This is a genomic window from Azospirillum sp. B506 (assembly GCF_000333595.1).
In the GTDB taxonomy this organism is placed as follows: Bacteria; Pseudomonadota; Alphaproteobacteria; order Azospirillales; family Azospirillaceae; genus Azospirillum.
The window spans coordinates 1-14,840 of sequence record NZ_BADK01000273.1; the positions used below are offsets into that span (position 1 = coordinate 1).

General features: G+C 68.0%; 13 protein-coding genes and 3 pseudogenes. 2 read left to right on the forward strand and 14 right to left on the reverse strand.

Annotated elements, in window-relative coordinates; all coding sequences use genetic code 11:
• The coding region (locus I71_RS08640) for an efflux RND transporter permease subunit (protein ID WP_042693871.1) at nucleotides 1-765 on the forward strand (765 nt) is incomplete at its 5' end.
• A gap of 134 nt (nucleotides 766-899) precedes the next feature.
• Here the strand turns inward: I71_RS08640 and I71_RS08645 are convergent.
• The 12 genes and pseudogenes from I71_RS08645 to I71_RS08700 all read right to left on the reverse strand — a co-directional run bounded on the left by I71_RS08645 (nucleotide 900) and on the right by I71_RS08700 (nucleotide 13,135).
• The gene (locus I71_RS08645) at nucleotides 900-1,727 is read right to left on the reverse strand and encodes a hypothetical protein (protein ID WP_049976003.1); all 828 of its coding nucleotides are present in this window, start codon (nucleotides 1,725-1,727) and stop codon (nucleotides 900-902) included.
• Nucleotides 1,728-1,737: 10 nt separating this feature from the next.
• Nucleotides 1,738-2,598, reverse strand: coding sequence for an alpha/beta fold hydrolase (locus tag I71_RS08650; RefSeq protein ID WP_042693873.1), 861 nt, complete (start codon nucleotides 2,596-2,598; stop codon nucleotides 1,738-1,740).
• 99 nt (nucleotides 2,599-2,697) lie between these two features.
• Nucleotides 2,698-3,447 carry an ABC transporter ATP-binding protein gene (locus I71_RS08655; protein WP_042693875.1) on the reverse strand — a complete coding sequence of 250 codons (750 nt, stop codon included), beginning with the start codon at nucleotides 3,445-3,447 and terminating at the stop codon, nucleotides 2,698-2,700.
• 3 nt (nucleotides 3,448-3,450) lie between these two features.
• Nucleotides 3,451-5,253 carry an ATP-binding cassette domain-containing protein gene (locus I71_RS08660; RefSeq protein WP_042693877.1) on the reverse strand — a complete coding sequence of 601 codons (1,803 nt, stop codon included), beginning with the start codon at nucleotides 5,251-5,253 and terminating at the stop codon, nucleotides 3,451-3,453.
• Nucleotides 5,250-6,320: a branched-chain amino acid ABC transporter permease gene (locus I71_RS08665; protein WP_042693878.1), complete on the reverse strand. Its 1,071-nt coding sequence runs from the start codon at nucleotides 6,318-6,320 to the stop codon at nucleotides 5,250-5,252. Before I71_RS08665 ends, I71_RS08660 begins: the two co-directional genes overlap by 4 nt.
• A gap of 24 nt (nucleotides 6,321-6,344) precedes the next feature.
• Nucleotides 6,345-7,377, reverse strand: a pseudogene (gene dmpG / locus I71_RS08670) (4-hydroxy-2-oxovalerate aldolase).
• Between the two features lie 14 nt (nucleotides 7,378-7,391).
• The gene (locus tag I71_RS08675; RefSeq protein WP_042693880.1) at nucleotides 7,392-8,306 is read right to left on the reverse strand and encodes an acetaldehyde dehydrogenase (acetylating); all 915 of its coding nucleotides are present in this window, start codon (nucleotides 8,304-8,306) and stop codon (nucleotides 7,392-7,394) included.
• A 17-nt stretch (nucleotides 8,307-8,323) separates the two neighbouring features.
• On the reverse strand, nucleotides 8,324-9,142 hold the full coding sequence (mhpD, locus tag I71_RS08680) for a 2-keto-4-pentenoate hydratase (RefSeq protein ID WP_042693882.1): 819 nt from the start codon (nucleotides 9,140-9,142) through the stop codon (nucleotides 8,324-8,326).
• Nucleotides 9,124-10,269: an ABC transporter substrate-binding protein gene (locus I71_RS08685; RefSeq protein WP_042693884.1), complete on the reverse strand. Its 1,146-nt coding sequence runs from the start codon at nucleotides 10,267-10,269 to the stop codon at nucleotides 9,124-9,126. The genes mhpD and I71_RS08685 overlap by 19 nt, the downstream gene beginning before the upstream one ends.
• Nucleotides 10,270-10,310: 41 nt before the next feature.
• A complete protein-coding gene (locus I71_RS08690; protein ID WP_199902137.1) occupies nucleotides 10,311-10,889 on the reverse strand; it encodes a flavin reductase family protein in 579 nt (192 codons plus the stop codon).
• 75 nt (nucleotides 10,890-10,964) lie between these two features.
• Complete coding sequence (locus I71_RS08695) at nucleotides 10,965-12,164, reverse strand: acyl-CoA dehydrogenase family protein (protein WP_042693886.1); 1,200 nt, start codon at nucleotides 12,162-12,164, stop codon at nucleotides 10,965-10,967.
• 32 nt (nucleotides 12,165-12,196) lie between these two features.
• Nucleotides 12,197-13,135 (reverse strand): 3-carboxyethylcatechol 2,3-dioxygenase, encoded by a 939-nt coding sequence (locus tag I71_RS08700; RefSeq protein WP_042693888.1) that lies wholly within the window; start codon nucleotides 13,133-13,135, stop codon nucleotides 12,197-12,199.
• A gap of 277 nt (nucleotides 13,136-13,412) precedes the next feature.
• Here I71_RS08700 and I71_RS08705 point away from each other — a divergent pair, with 277 nt between their 5' ends.
• Nucleotides 13,413-14,258, forward strand: a complete 846-nt coding sequence (locus tag I71_RS08705; protein WP_042693890.1) for a DNA-binding transcriptional regulator — start codon at nucleotides 13,413-13,415, stop codon at nucleotides 14,256-14,258.
• 25 nt (nucleotides 14,259-14,283) lie between these two features.
• Here the strand turns inward: I71_RS08705 and I71_RS40980 are convergent.
• Nucleotides 14,284-14,421, reverse strand: a pseudogene (locus I71_RS40980) (transposase); the annotation flags it as partial.
• Nucleotides 14,405-14,719 (reverse strand): annotated as a pseudogene (locus I71_RS08710) (LysR substrate-binding domain-containing protein); the annotation flags it as partial. The pseudogenes I71_RS08710 and I71_RS40980, both read right to left, overlap by 17 nt.
• Nucleotides 14,720-14,840: the final 121 nt, after the last annotated feature.

The following is a 14,840-nucleotide window of genomic DNA, read 5'->3' on the forward strand; positions in this document are numbered from 1 at the left end:
CCGGTGCCCTCTCCCGCTGGTCAAGTCTCGACACGTCCGATCGCCGCGCTGACCATCAACCACCAGGGACAGTTCCCGGCCGTGACGCTGTCCTTCAACCTGGCGCAGGGCGTTTCGCTCGGACAGGCGACCACGGCCATCGACGAGGCCATGCGCGCCCTGGGCACGCCGGCGGCACTGGCCGGATCGTTCCAGGGAACGGCCCAGGCCTTCCAGCAGTCGCTGGCCAGTGAACCCTACCTGATCGCGGCGGCGCTGGTTGCCGTCTACATCATCCTCGGCGTCCTCTACGAAAGCACCATCCACCCGCTGACCATTCTGTCCACCCTGCCGTCGGCCGGGCTCGGCGCCCTGGGCACCCTGTGGCTCGGCGGGTTCGGCTTCGACGTGATCGGGCTGATCGGGTTGATCCTGCTGGTCGGCATCGTGAAGAAGAACGGAATCATGATGGTGGATTTCGCCATCGCGGCGGAGCGCGAGCGGAACATGGCGCCGCAGGACGCTATCCGCGAAGCCTGCCTGCGGCGCTTCCGTCCGATCCTGATGACGACCATGGCGGCACTTCTCGGCGGCGTGCCGCTGATGCTCGGCGCCGGGACCGGTTCGGAACTGCGCCAGCCGCTCGGTTACTCCATGGTCGGCGGGTTGCTGGTCTCGCAGTTGCTGACGCTCTACACCACGCCGGTGATCTATCTGGCCTTCGATCGGCTCACCCGCCGCCCTGCGCGCGCGGAGCCGGCCAGGGTCGCGGAGCGGCTCGGCTGAACGGGGCGCCCATCGGCCAGGGCCGGGCTTCGAGCCGCTTGACCCGGCGTCCTCTCCGCCGGAGAGGCACTCGCCGGTCGTCTCAAGCCCTCCAATCAAGGCTGGCAATCAAGGCTGGCAATCAAAGCTGGCAATCAAAGCTGGTCAAGGACACGCACACGCAGGCCATGGCACGGATTGGAGAACGGCTTGGCGATCCGGTCAGGGAAAAGCATGTGCCTGCTCTTCGACGAGGCCAGCCATGCGACGGTTTGGCAGGCCTTGCCCCAGTCGGTATCGCGCCCTCGATCGGGAGCCACCTCCACCCGATAGCTCCCTGGCCTCGGCCGCTGGTGCAATCCGAGCGGCAGCAGCAGTGAACCGTTCGGCCCCGCTTGTGCCCGGCCATGCAATTCCCAGGGCTGGCCGAGCATGTCGGCCGCTTCGTCGAGACGTCCCTCCGCGAGTGCGGCGCGCACCCGGCTGGAGGAACAGACGCTTCCGCTGGCGGCGCGCTGCGGGACGACCGTCGTAACGTCGAAGCCGTACCGGCGCCCGAGCGCGCGCAGCAGGTCCACATCGCCCCTCCGTCCTTGGCCGAACCGGTAATCCTCGCCGACGACCACATGACGGACGGACAGCCGCGCGGCCAGAAGGCCGGCTGCGAAATCCTCCGCCGGGGTGCCGGCGAAGGCGGCGTCGAAACGTTGGATGAAGGTCGCCGCCATGCCCTCCCGCGCGATGCGCTCCAGCTTGACCCGCGTCGAGGCCAGCAGGAAAGGCGGCAGCATCGGGTCGAACAGGCGGCGCGGGTGCGGGCTGAACGTCAGCACGGCGGCACCGGTCCCCAGAGCCGCCGCCCGCTCCCGCACCTCGGCGAACAGCTTCCGGTGCCCGAGATGGATGCCATCGAAATTGCCGATGGCAACCGCGCAGCCACGGACGGGTTCCGGAAGCCGGTCGAGGGTGCGGAAGACCTGCATGGCGACGGGCCTACCGGCTGGCGAGGAAGTCGATGACCATGCGGTTGAATTTTTCCGCATGCTCCCACTGCGCCCAGTGGCCGCAGCGGTTGAAGACGTGCAGCTCGGCGTTCTGCATGCCCCACAGCAGGCGCAGGCCCACATCCATCGGTACGAAACGGTCGTCGCGGCCCCAGATGACCAGCGCGGGCGCCGCAATCTCGCCCAGGCGCGGGCTGATGTCGGGGAACTGCCGGGGGTTGGCGGCGAGGCTTTTGACGAAATTCTCCAGATGCTCCCGTCGCGCGAGCATGTTGTCCAGCCGTTCCTGGATCAGCTCGTCGGTCAGCTTGCTGGCGTCGTACATGAAGACGTTCAGCATCTTCTTCAGGCTCTCCAGCGTCGGGTCGCGGTAGACGCCCTGGAGCAGCTTGATGCCTTCCAACGGCATGGGCTGGAACAGGCTGACGCCGCCCGTGCCGCCCCCCATCAGCACCAGCTTGCCCACCCGCGCCGGGTTGGCGAGCGCGAAGGCGACGGCGCTGTGCGCGCCCATGGAATTGCCGATGATGTGGACGCGCCCGCTTCCCAGAACGTCCAGCAGGCCCTTGAGCGCGCGGGCGTTCAGTTCGGAGCGGGAGCCGGTGCAGACGATGGGGCCGCTCTTGCTCCAACCCGGGCAGTCCATGAGGATCACGCGGTAGCCGGCGCCGACCACAGCCTCCACGTTGCGGCTGAAGTTGGCCCAGCCGCTCGCCCCCGGGCCGGAGCCGTGGAGCATCACCACGGTCTCCGCCCCTTCGCCGGCGTCGTTGTAGTGGATGCTCAGGTCCAGGTCGCCCTCGAGGATCCGGGCGAACTTGCTGGTGGCGGCTTCGGTCAGTGCGGTCATCGTGTCGATCCTTGGGAAAGGGAAAGGTCAGGCGGTTTCGCCGTGGGAATGGCGGGCCTGGGAATGGCGGCCATGGCGGTTGGGTTCGGGCGAGTGGGGTCAGGTGGACAGCATTTCCTGGTGTCGGCTGGCAAGACCCAGGTAGCTCTCGACGATGCGGGGGTCGGCGGCCAGTTCCCGCGCCTCGCCGTGCATCTTCACCGCTCCGTTCTCCAGCACGTAGGCGTAATCGGCGACCTGGAGGGCGGCGCGGGCGTTCTGCTCCACCAGCAGGATGGAGACGCCCCGGCGGCGCAGTTCCGCAATGATGCGGAAGATCTCCCGCACGATCAGCGGAGCGAGGCCGAGGCTAGGCTCGTCCAGCATCAGCAGCTTCGGCTTTGCCATCAGCGCCCGCCCGATCGCGAGCATCTGCCGCTCGCCGCCCGACAGCGTGCCGGCCGCCTGCCCCCGCCGCTCCCTGAGACGGGGGAACAGGGCGTACACCTCGGACAGCGTTCCGGCATGGTCACGGTGGCCCTGGCGGCGGCGCTGGAAGGCGCCCAGCAGCAGGTTGTCCTCGATGGTCATGGAGCCGAACAGTTCGCGCTTCTCGGGCACGAGGTTCATGCCGCGGACCACCATCGTCTCAACGTCCGGGGCCTCCTCCCCGTCGCCGTCGAAGAGGATTTGGCCGCTGGACGGCAGCAGGCCCATGATGGCCGACAGCGTCGTCGTCTTGCCCGCCCCGTTGGGGCCGATCAGGGTGACGATGCCGCCGCGCGGAACCGACAGGCTGACCTTGCCGACCGCCTCCACCTTGCCATAGGCGACAGACAGATCCTTCACGTCGAGCAGGTTGCCGTCCATGGCTCACACCCCTCCCAGATAGGCTTCGAGGACGGCCGGATCGCGCTGGACCTCTTCGGGCAGTCCCTCCGCGATCTTCTCGCCGAACTCCATGACCACCACGCGGTCCACCAGCCCCATGACGAAGTCCATGTCATGCTCGACCAGGAGAACGGCCATGCCCTCGGCGCGCAGGCGCCGCAACAGCTCGGCCAGGGCCTGCTTCTCCTTGTGGCGCAGCCCCGCCGCCGGCTCGTCCAGCAGCAGAAGGCACGGGTCGGCGCACAGCGCGCGGGCGATCTCCAGGATGCGCTGCTGGCCGAGCGCCAGGCTGCCCGCCTCCTCGTCCATCAGGTCCAGCAGGCCGACACGCTCCAGCTGCACCGCAGCCTCGCGCAGGAGCCGCGCCTCCTCGACGCGGTCCAGGCGCCACGCGGCGGACAGCACGCCCTTGTGGCCGCGCCGGTGGGCGCCGATGGCGACATTCTCCAGCACGCTCATGCGCGGCAGCAGGCGCACATGCTGGAAGGTCCGGCTGATCCCCAGCGCGGCGATGCGGTGGCTGTCCAGCCCGGCAATGGAGGCGCCGCGGAAGCGGATCTCCCCCGAGCTCGGGGTGTCGACGCCGGAAAGCTGGTTGAACATCGTGCTCTTGCCAGCCCCGTTCGGGCCGATCAGGGCGAGGATCTCGCCAGCCTTGACGCTGAGGCTCATGTTGTTGTTGGCGAGCACGCCGCCGAAACGGCGGGTGACGTTGCGTGCCTCCAGGATCACCGTGCCCGGTTCCGGCTGCGCCTTGCGGGGCAGCGGGGCGGCGCCCGTGTCGATGCGGCGGCGGCGGGCGCGCACCGGCACCAGCCGGGCCAGCAGGGGCAACAGCCCGTCGCGGGCGTACTGGAGCACCAGCACCATCATGACGCCGAAGACGATGGTCTCGAAATTCCCGGCGCTGCCGAGCAAGCGTGGCAGAACATCCTGAAGCCACTGCTTCAGCACGGTGATGACGCCCGCGCCCACCAGCGCGCCCCACACCTGCCCGGCCCCGCCGACGACCGCCATGAAAAGATATTCGATGCCGGTGGTCAGCCCGAACGGGGTCGGATTCACGAAGCGCTGCAGATGCGCATAGAGCCAGCCGGCGGCGCAGGCCTGCAAGGCGGCCAGCACGAAAATCACCATGCGGGCGCGCGAGGTATCGACGCCCATGGACTCGGCCATCACCATGCCGCCCTTCAGCGCGCGGATGGCACGTCCTTCGCGGCTGTCCAGCAGGTTGCGGGTGGTGAACAGGGCGATCAGGACGAAGGCCCAGACCAGATAGTAATAGTGGCGGTTGTCGGTCAGCGCGAGGCCCGGCACCGTCACCGGCGGCAGGCTGGAGATCCCCGAATAGCCGCCCAGAATCTCCAGGTTGCCGAACAGGAAGTAGAGGCTGATCCCCCAGGCCATGGTGCCCAGCGGCAGATAATGGCCCGACAGCTTCAGCGTCACCGACCCCAGAACGATGGCGACCAGCAGCGTCAGCGCCAGCCCGACGCCCAGTGCCAGCCACGGCGACAGGCCGTAGCCGGTGCTCAGCACCGCGCTGGTGTAGGCGCCCAGCCCGACGAAGGCCGCCTGCCCGAAGCTGGTAAGCCCGCCCACGCCGGTCAGCAGCACCAGCCCCAGCGTCACCAGGGCCGACAGGCCGATGTAGTTCAGCAGCGTGACGTAGAAGTCGGGCAGCACCAGCGGCCCAACGGCGAGCGTGCCCAGGAAGGCCGCCAGCACCCACGGCCCGTTCTGCCACTCCCCGTCCCGCGTCAGCGTGTAGGAGCGGATCGTCATTCTTCTTCCTCGACATGATGGGAGGCGAGCGAGCGCCAGACCAGGACCGGAATGATCAGGGTGAAGACCAGCACATCCTTGAGGGCGCTGGTCCAGAAGGAGGAGAAGGACTCCAAAAGCCCGACCAGCACGGCGCCGCCGGCGGCGAGCGGGTAGCTGCCGAGCCCGCCGATGATGGCGGCGACGAAGCCCTTCAGCCCGATCAGGAAGCCGCTGTCGTAATAGACGGTGGTCAACGGCGCGAAGAGCAGCCCGGACAGCACGCCGATCACCGCCGCCAGCAGGAAGGTCAGCCGCCCGGCAAGCGTCGGCGAGATGCCCATGAGCCGGGCGCCATTGCGGTTCACCGCGGTGGCGCGCAGCGCCTTGCCGTACAATGTGCGATCGAAGAACAGGTAGAGAGCGGCGATCAGCGCCACCGAGGCTCCCATCACCACCAGCGTGTGACCGCCCACCTGCATGGCGCCGACCTCAAGCTGCGCCTCGCTGAAGAGCGTGGTGCGCGACCCCTCCGGCCCGAAGACCAGCAGGCCGACGCCGACCATCGCCAGATGCACCGCCACGGCGACGATCAGCAGGACCAGGACCGGCGCCTCGGCCACCGGCTGGAAGGCGATGCGGTAGACCATCGGCCCCAGCGGCACGACCAGCGCCAGCGCCAGCAGCGCCTTCGCCGCCAGCGGCAGCCCGGCCAGCGGCAGCGCCTTCAAAAGCCCGGCCAGGGCAAGCGGGTAGCCCAGGTTCCACGCCGCCGACCGGCCCAGCGCCGGCCCCCGCCCCGGACGCCGCGCCTGACGGTTTCCGGGGCGGCTCCAGGGGCGCGCGGCGATCAGGTCCATGGCGAAGGCAAGCGCCCCGGTGCCCAGCAGCACCCAGAGGGTGCCGGGCAGGCTGCCCGCTTCCAGCGCCGCCATGGTCAGCCCGCCATAGGCGAGGAACTCGCCCTGCGGGATGAAGATGATGCGGGTGACGGCGAACAGCATCACCAGCGCCAGCGCCAGCAGCGTGTAGATGGCACCGTTGGTGACGCCGTCCTGCGCCAGCAGAAGAAAGATCGTCTCGTCCATGGCTGCTTTCCTGTTCCACCCTGCTCAGACGGCGAGGCCGCGGGCGCGCGCCATGGTCATGGCCGTGTCCTCGATCATGTCCTCCTGCCCGCCGACCATGCCGCGACGGCCCAGCTCGACGAGGATCTCGCGGGCGGGCACGCCATACTTCTTCTCCGCGCGCTTGGCGAAGAGCAGGAAGGACGAATAGACGCCGGCGAAGCCCAGGGTCAGGGAATCGCGGTCGATGCGGATGACGTGGTCCATGATCGGCACCACGCGGTCTTCCGCCACGTCGCCGATCTTGAAGGTGTCCACGCCGGTCTGGATTCCCATGCGTTCGCAGACGGCGATGAAGACCTCCATCGGCGTGTTGCCGGCTCCCGCCCCCAGCCCGGCGGCGGCGGCGTCGATGCGGTTGGCGCCCGCCTCCACCGCGGCGATGGAATTCGCGACCCCCATGGCGAGGTTGTGATGGCCGTGGAAGCCCAATTCCGTCTCCGGCTTCAGCGCGTCGCGCACCGCCGCCAGCCGCGCCCGGACGTCGCCCGGCAGCATGTGGCCGGCTGAATCCGTCACATAGACGCAGTTGGCGCCATAGCCCTCCATCAGCCTGGCCTGCCTGACCAGCGTCTGCGGGTCGGCCATGTGGCTCATCATCAGGAAGCCCACCGTGTCCATGCCCAGCTTGCGGGCCTGGGAGATATGCTGCTCCGACACGTCGGCCTCGGTGCAGTGGGTGGCGACGCGGATGGTGTAGACGCCCAGCTCGTGCGCCATCTTCAGATGGTCCACCGTGCCGATGCCCGGCAGTCAGCAGCGCCGACACCTTGGCATGCTTCATCCGCGGGATGACGGCGCCGAGATACGTTTCGTCAGCGTGCGCCGGGAATCCGTAGTTGATGGATGATCCGCCGAGCCCGTCACCGTGCGTGACCTCGATCAGCGGCACGCCCGCCTCGTCCAGGCCGGTGGCGATCGCGATCATCTGTTCGAGGCTTATCTGATGGCGCTTGGGATGCATGCCGTCCCGCAGCGTCATGTCGTGGACCGTGACCTTGGTGCCGCGCAGTTCCATGTTCCGTCCCCCCCTTATCCAGCGACCGGTTCGAGGACCAGAGCCCCGCTCAGGATGTCCTCGGCGAACATTTCCGCGGTGCGCGCGGCGGCCGCGGTCATGATGTCCAGGTTGCCGGCGTATTTCGGCAGGTAGTCGCCAAGCCCCTCCACCTCCAGGAAGACGGAGACCCGCCGCCCGTCGAAGACCGGTCCGTTCACCAGCCGGTAGCCGGGGACGTAGCGGTTCACCTCGGCGATCATGGCGTGGATGGAGGCGGTGATGGCCTCGCGGTCCGGCTCGCCCTCGGTCAGGCAATGGACGGTGTCGCGCATGATCAGCGGCGGTTCGGCCGGGTTGATGACGATGATCGCCTTGCCCTTGGCCGCACCGCCCACCTTCTCGATCGCCCCCGCGGTGGTGCGGGTGAACTCGTCGATGTTCTTGCGCGTGCCCGGCCCGGCCGAGCGGGAGGAGATGGCCGCGACGATCTCGCCATAGGCCACCGGCTGGACCCGCGCGATGGCGGCGATGATCGGGATGGTCGCCTGCCCGCCGCAGGTCACCATGTTGACGTTCATCGCGCGCCGGCCGATATGCTCCTTCAGATTGACCGGCGGGACGCAGTAGGGGCCGATGGCGGCCGGCGTCAGGTCGATCATCATGACGCCCAGCGCGTTCAGCTTGCGGCTGTTCTCGGCATGCGCGTAGGCCGAGGTCGCGTCGAAGGCGATGCGCACGCCGTCCGGCTTCACATGCGGCAGCAGCCCGTCCACCCCCTCGGCCGTCGTTTTCAGCCCCATCTCGCGGGCCTTGGCGAGACCGTCGGAGGCCGGGTCGATGCCGACCATCCACACCGGATCCAGCACCGGGCTGCGCTTCAGCTTCGCCAACAGATCGGTCCCGATGTTGCCGGGGCCGATCAGGGCGCACTTGATCTTCTCGGTCATGTTTCCTGTCTCCGATCTCAGGCGGCGAAATGGGCGGTGACGCTGCCCAGCCCCTCGATGACCGCCTCGAAGCGGTCGCCGCCGTCCGGCGCCACCGCCACCATCGGCCCCAGCGCGCCGGTCAGCACGATGTCGCCGGCCTGGAGCGGCCGGCCGCAGCGCACCATCACGTCGGCCAGCCAAACCGCCGCGGTCAGCGGGTTGCCGAGGCAGGCCCGCCCGCTTCCCTGCGACACCACGGCGTCGCCGCGCCGCATCTCCATGGCGCAGGCGGCGATGTCGAAGTCGGCCAGCCGGCGCGGCCGTCCGCCGAGGACGAAAAGGCCGCTGGAGGCGTTGTCAGCCACCGTATCGACGAAGCGGATGTTCCAGCCGGCGATGCGGCTGTCCACGATCTCGATGGCGGGCAGCGCATACTCCGTGGCGCCGATGATGTCGGCGTAGGTGTGGCGCTCGCATGTCAGGTCCCGGCCGACGACCAGCGCGATCTCCGCCTCGACCTTCGGCTGGATCAGGCGGCCCGCCGCCACCGGCTCGCCGTCGCCGACGCCCATGTCGGCGAAGAGCATGCCGAAATCGGGCTGATCGACGCCCAGCTGCGTCTGCACCGCCTTGGAGGTCAGGCCGATCTTGCGACCGACCAGTCGCCGGCCTTCGGCCAGCCAGGCGCGGGTGTTGGTCTCCTGCACGGCGTAGGCGGCATCCACGCCCGTTCCGGCCAGCCGGTCGCGCAGCGGCGCGATCGGCTCGCGGGTGGCGGCGGCGGTCTTCAGCAAGGCCGCCGCGCTCTCCGTATCCAGCGGGGGCAGCACCCCGGTCACTTCAGCAATCGCCATTGGTTGTCCTTCACGGTGACGAGCACGATGGCGCTCGGGTCGTAGCCGGCGTGGTCGCCGGGGGTGATCGTGTAGACGCCGTTGGTGCCCACCAGGCCGGAGGTCTTCTCGATCCGGTCGCGCACGGCGGTGCGGAAGGCGGGCGTCCCCGGCTGGACCTTGTCCTCCAGCGCGCCGGCGATGGCGGTCTTCAGCAGCAGCCACGCGTCCCACGAGGCGCCGGCGAAGGTGGAGCGGCTGTCGGCGCCGTTCTTCGCCTCCAGCTCCCTGACGAAGGCGACGCCGGCCTGCTTGGTCGGGTGGCTGTCGGGAAGCTGCTCGGCCACCAGCACCGGGCCGACCGGCAGCACCGCGCCCTCCACCGCCTTGCCGCCGACGCGCAGGAACTCCTTGCTGGTGACGCCGTGCGACTGGTAGATGCGGCCCTTGTAGCCCCGCTCGCGCAGCGTGATCTGCGGCATGGCCGCCGGGGTGCCGGACGCGCCGATGAACACCACGTCGGGCTTGGCGGCGACGATCTTCAGGACCTGTGCCTGCACGCTGGGGTCGGCGCGGCCATAACGCTCGGTGGCGACGATCTGAAGCTTGCCCGCGGCGGTGCGGGTCAGCGCCTTCAGCAGGAGTTCGCCCCAGGAGTCCGAGAAGCCGATGAAGCCCACGCTCCTGGCGCCGCTGGCAACCATGTCGTCGACGATGCGCTGGACCATAAGGTCGGCGCTGGGCTCGGAGCGGAAGACGTAGCCGCGCCTGTCGCCCGACACGTCCAGGGGAGCCACCGAAACCATCGGGACCATTTCCGCGGTGGCGACATCGGCCATGGCGGCGGCGGTGCTGATCAGGTTGGGGCCGAGCAGGGCATCGACCTTGTCCTCGCCGATCAGCTTGCGGACATTCTTGACGGCGCTGGTCGGGTCGGTGGCGTCGTCCAACAGGATGAGGGTGACCTTCTCGCCACCGATGGTGCTTGGGACCATCGCCACCGCCTTGCGGGTCTCGGCGCCCAACGCGGCGGCCGGCCCGGTCAGCGAGGCGACCACGCCAATGGTCACGTCGGCCGCGGCCGGCAGCGCCATCAATGCCGCGGCAAGGCCCGCAGCGGTCGCAAGCATGCGTGTGCGGAGTTGCATCTCCGGTTTCCTCCCTATGATTTTCGTTGTGTGGACCGGCCTTAGGGGTCGATGCGGCGGAAGGCGCCGTTCAGGTAGATGAGGGCCTGGCCCCCGCCCCCGCCCCCGCCCCCGCCCTCACGCGTTGCCAGGACCTCGCAGAGGAAGGCGTGGTGGGTGCTCTCGTCGAACACCTTGACCACCCGGCAGTCGAAGCTGGCGAGCGCCCCGGCCAGCACCGGGGAACCCGTGGTCAGGGCGTCCCAGGCGCCGTGATCGAAGCGGGCTTCGCCGCGCACGCCCTCGACCATGCCGGCGAAGACCCGGGCGATCTCCTCCTGGTCGCCGGCCAGGACGTTCACGCACAGGCTGCCGCTGTTCAGGATGGCCGCGTCGGCGGCAACCGATTTGTTGACGAAGACCACCAGGCGCGGCGGATCCGCCGTGACCGAGCACACGGCCGTCGCGGTCAGGCCGAGGCGGCTGCCGCCGTCGCGGGTGGTGACGATGAAGACGCTGGCGCCGACATGGCGCATGCCGTGCTTGTGGTCGCCCGCGCTCACCGTGGGCGCGTCGGCCAGCGTGGCGTTCGGGGTCCAGTCCAGGAGCTGGTTGATCTCACGGGTCAGGGTCAGGGTCATGGCGGGGCTCTTGCGCGGACGAGCGAGGGGGAGCGACGGAGGCGGCAAGGCGCGGCGGACAGGCCGCCGCATGCCTCACGCGGCGACGCCGAACTGGTTGCCGGGCGGCAGCGGGTTGCCCAGCATGTAGCCGCCCAGCAGGTCGCCGATGTCGTCCTGGTTCTGGGTGATGTGATTGGCGCCGACCAGGATGTCGCGCATCTGCCGCTGCATCGGGTTGTCGAGCCAGACGCCGCGGGTCGCCGTCTTCTTGAAGATCATGTGCGCGGCCTCGAAGACCTCGCCGCCGGTGTACATGTTGGTGGCGAAGTGGCGCACACGGTCCTCCAGCGGCACCAGCCTGCCCTGGGAAGCGTAGGTCCATGCCTCGTCCGTGTTCTGGAGCACGCGGGCCGCCGCCGCCGTGATCCTGGCTTCCGCCTCGCCCAGCCGCCCCTTCACGAAGGGGTTCTGCGTTGCCGCGCCGACCGCCTGGGAGATGTTCTGGCGGGGCTTCATGTGCTCGACATAGAGGTCGCGCATGCCCATCGCCATGCCGGTGATGACCGAAGACACGGCGGCGTAGAACACGTAGAGAAACGGCATCTTGTAGAGGTTGTTCAGGCCCTCGTGGCTCTGCTCGTTGTAGGCGATGATGCTGTGCGAGCGGTAGGCTGGGATGAACACCTCGCGGATGCGCAGCTTCTTGCTGCCCGTGCCGGCGAGGCCGACGACGTGCCAGTCGTCGATGATCTCGTAGTCCTTCGCCTCGATCCAGAAGGCCTTGTAGTCGATCAGCTTGCCGTCGCCGCCGAACAGCCGGGCACCGACGAAGGCGCCGCCCGCCGCATGGTCGCAGCCGCTGGAGGTGAGCCAGTCGCCGTTCAGCACATAGCCGCCCTCCACCGTCTTCACCGTGCCGAACGGCGCGTAGGAGGAGGAGACCAGGCGGGTGTTGTCGTCGCCCCACAGCTCGTCGCCACAGCGCGGGTCGAGCAGCCCGACCTCGAACGGGTGCACGCCCAGCACCATGACGTTCCACGCGCTGGAGGGGCAACCGCGGCCCAGCTCCATCAGCACCCTGTTCAGCACGTTCGGGTGCATCTCGTACCCGCCCCAGCGTCGCGGCTGCAGGATGCGGAAGAAGCCGGCGTCCTGGAACGCCTGGATGGTCTCACGCGGGACCATGCGGGCCTGCTCGCAGGCCTGCGCGCGCTCGCGCAGCCACGGGATCATTTCCCGCGCGCGGCCAACCAGTTCACGCTCGCTGGGAATGGTGGGGGCAATGCTGTCCATGGTCTTGGTTTCCTTAAATTCCGGGTGTCGACTCAGGCCGCTTCGGCGCTGACCACGCCGTAGCCGGCGATCCATTCGTTGATGGGCCGGTAGTAGTCCCGGCGGGCCTTGTAGGGGCCCTGGGCGGTGAGCGCCGCGAAGGCGGCCACCCAGGTGCGGATCTCGTGGGTGGAGCGGCCGGCGATGCGGGAAATCTCCTCGATGGAAAAGCCATCCACCTCTTCCAGCCGGCCTTCGAGCAGGAGGTCGATGAAGCCGAGGTCCCATTCGGGGTTCAGCGGCGTCTGCGCGCATTCCGGCGTGCCGTAGATCAGGCCGGCGGCGACCGTGCGGGCCTGACGGGCGGCGCGCGCCTCCGGCGTCGGGTTGCGGCCGGCGATCAGGAAGTCGGCGATCTCCTCCGGCGCGCCGGCCAGAAGCGGTACCGGCGGCTCGTGCGACAACCCGCCTGTGCCCAGCACCAGCACGCGCCTGTCCAGCCCGGCCAGGAAGCGGCCGACCGCATCGCCCAGCTTGCGCACGCGCCGGTAAGGCGCGAAGGGAGGCGCGACCGAGTTGATGACGATCGGTACGGTCGGGTAGCGCGTCAGGCTGCCCGTCAGTTCTTCCAGCGCCTGGGTACAGCCGTGGTCGACCTGGAGCCGGTGGGACAGCGCGATGTCCACGTCGTTGTCCAGAATGAAGCGCGCCATGGCGAGCGCGGTATCCCCGTCCACCGCCACCGGCCCCGGCAGGGTGCCGTAATCGGCCACGGAGTCCGCGGCCGTGGCGATCACGAACGGCGGCATCAGGTCGTAGAAGAGGCCGTTGTAATGGTCGGGCGCAAAGATCACGATCAGCTCGGGATCGAAGGCTTCGACATCGGCGCGCGCCTGCGCCAGGACCGCATCGACCTCAGCCACGACTTGCACGCCCGGGTCGTTGAGCCCGCGCAGCGGGGTGTGCGACAGGCATTTCACCTTGATGCTCATGAATTTCCCCCGTTCGGCAAAGATCTCCCCTTCGCTCACATCGGAGCGTTAGGATGTCCTTCCCATTTTTGTCTGCGATTTCAGTGCCATGGTCCGGCAGATGGCCGGTTTACGCGGACCTTGTACTTACCGTCCGCACCATTTTTCAAAATCCCTGGAAGTTTTTCTTTGTGCTGAAATTCTATGAATCGCTTGGGACGAATACAATCTTGTTTTCCGCAACGTGCACAATGTGCACAAGCTTGTAAATGTTCGATTTTCTGACATGGATTGCCCCATGACCCGCATGTCCGACGGTCCCTACCGCCATGTCCAGGGCCTCAGCCGGGGGTTGGCGATTCTCCACACCATCAACCGCTCGGCCAACGGCTGCGCCTCCATCACGGAGTTGAGCGAGGCGACCGGTCTGCATCGCACCACCGTGCGCCGGATGCTGGAGACATTGGAGACCGAAGGCTATGTGCGGCGCAGCCGGTCGGATGACACCTATCGCCTCAACCATAAGGTCCGGGAACTGAGCGATGGCTTTACCGACGACGAGTGGATTTCGCAACTCGCGGCGCCGGTTCTGGGCGAGCTTTTGCAAAAGGTCGTCTGGCCATCGGATTTGTGTACCCTTGACGGCACCTCCATGCTGGTGCGCGAGACCACCCACCGTTACAGCCCGCTGTCCTTTCATCGGGCGATGATCCGCCAGAGGATGCCGGTTCTGTACACCGCTGCGGGCCGTGCCTACCTGACCTATTGTGGCGAAGAAGAGCGGCAACAGATCTTGAGGATGCTGATCGTCGAGAACGGTGAACAGGCCAGCCTCGCGCGCAACCGAATTTTTATCGATAAGATCTTGAGTCGCGTGCGCGATCAGGGTTACGCCAGTAACGATGGTGAATGGTCTCAGCAGTCCAAGGTATCAGCACTCGCAATACCTATTCTTTATTGCGACAAGGTGCTGGCAACGATCAATATAGTGTTCATGGGAAGTGTGATGAATACGACGAAGGCCGCTGAACGATATCTTCCGCATTTGCGCGCTTCTGTTGCAAAAATCGAGGCACAGCTCAAGGAGGATCCGAGACTGCAAGCCGGCAAAGCGGATGGTGAAACGGAGATTGGGCAACGATAATGCCCGAACCGGGGATGTCGCCATGGCGGCGTGACGGCAGCGTGTGGCGCATGAACCGCCAGAGCCGCTCGATGGCATTCAGTTCCGGGCTGTAAGGCGGCCGCGCTACGATGGTAACGCGGCACCCCGGACGCGGTGCAGGGACTCTACGATCTGGCGAAGAGACTCAGAGCGCCCTCCGCACTGAAGGATCTGGACATGCCGGAGAGCGGCCTCGACGATGTGGCCGAAGCGTCAGCGGACCGCTCACCCCCCAGGATTTCGGCACGACCCAGCTCGTCGCCGATCGGGTTGAGCTGCACCGCCACGTCCAGCGCATCGCGCAGCAGGGCGTCCTCCAGCGTGGTGCTGGTGGACACCACCCATTCCGGCTGCAACGCCGGATGATCCTCCTGAAGCCCGGCAAGCAGCGGCGAGAGGCAGGTGACGGCGAAGCCCTCGGCCAGCCCGACCCGGACGCGCCCGGCGACGGTGCGGGATTCGTCCTGTCCACCGAATGGCCCGCAGCTCGGTCATGATCGCAAAAACCCGCGGCAGCAGCAGGCGCCCTTTCGGCGTCAACCGCAGGCCGCGCCCCGTCCG